This window comes from Peribacillus alkalitolerans, assembly GCF_010882125.1.
GTDB classification, from domain to species: Bacteria; Bacillota; Bacilli; order Bacillales; family DSM-1321; genus Bacillus_BN; species Bacillus_BN alkalitolerans.
This window is the reverse complement of the sequence record NZ_JAAGVZ010000051.1, coordinates 1-1,135: the sequence shown is the minus strand read 5'-3', so window position 1 is coordinate 1,135 and position 1,135 is coordinate 1. Positions and strand designations below refer to the sequence as shown.

Below are 1,135 nucleotides of genomic sequence, written 5' to 3'. Positions count from 1 at the left end.
ACTTGCTTATCTTTCCAACCTTAATATAGTTCCCGGCAACTGCCCATGCAACAGCAGACCATAGTTTGTATCCTCTTTTTCCTTCTGCTTTAGCTTTCTTATAAGCTTTATATCCGTCATACGTAGCCAAAGCAGCATTAAATACTAACCATACCCAGTTTCCATCATGATCCACATAGCGAACAGGATTCCCATGAGCATAAGCGTATTGGTTTAACGATTTTGGATCGTCTTCAAAACCATGGAAAGTATCTCTCGTGATGAAACGTCCTGTATCTGAATCATAATAGCGAGCTTTTAAATAGTACAGACCTGTAACCTCATCAAATCGATAACTTGCATAACGATAAGGGTTGGAAGACGCCATTGTGCCTGTCTGGGATAGGATATTCCCCCATGCATCATAGCTATACTCTGCAACTGTATTCCCACTTACATCTGTTAAAGCAATGACATCGCCGTGGCCATTCAAGTGGTAATAGTAAGTCTTGCCACCTTTCGTCATCGTGACAGGGTTGCCTTCTTGATCCCACGTATATTCTGTAAGGATATTATTATTTCCATCCGTTTCGTAAATAACTTTATCCTCATCATAAAAGTAATGAACTGTTCCACTTGATGTGGTCATACTCTTTCGATGGCCTTGATCATCATACGTGAAGGTACCCACGGATGCACCATTTTTATCTTTCACCTCGATGAGGCGATTTTCTTGGTTGTAAACAAATGTTTTGTCACCGTTATTTGTCAAGTTTCCATTGGCATCATACGTCTGTGCTTTACCGTTATTGTTTATTAACTGATTAGCAGCATCGTAAGTGTAAGACGTAGTAGTAGATGTTGTTCCTTTTGTCTCAACTTTCTTTGTACGATTGCCTACTGCATCGTATTCATAAGAAATGGTTGTTCCATCTTTTAAGATTTCTTTTGTTAATCGGTTTAATGTATCGTACTGATAAGAAAGATTTCCATCTTTTGTTGCAATTCCAGTCCAGTTACCGTTGGCATCATAAGTGTAAATAAACTTATCGACGATACCCCCACTAGCATTGTAGTTGATAACGGACTGAAGGCGGTTGTTGCTATCATATTCATAAGCTGAGTACGTACCGTTCGCTCGTTTCTCTGAAATTAC

General features: G+C 39.4%; 1 protein-coding gene. It reads right to left on the bottom strand.

The features are described 5' to 3' along the window. Positions 1-1,135, bottom strand: a 1,135-nt coding sequence (locus G3O09_RS21825; protein ID WP_275898352.1) for an RHS repeat-associated core domain-containing protein, incomplete at both ends; no start/stop codon positions are given.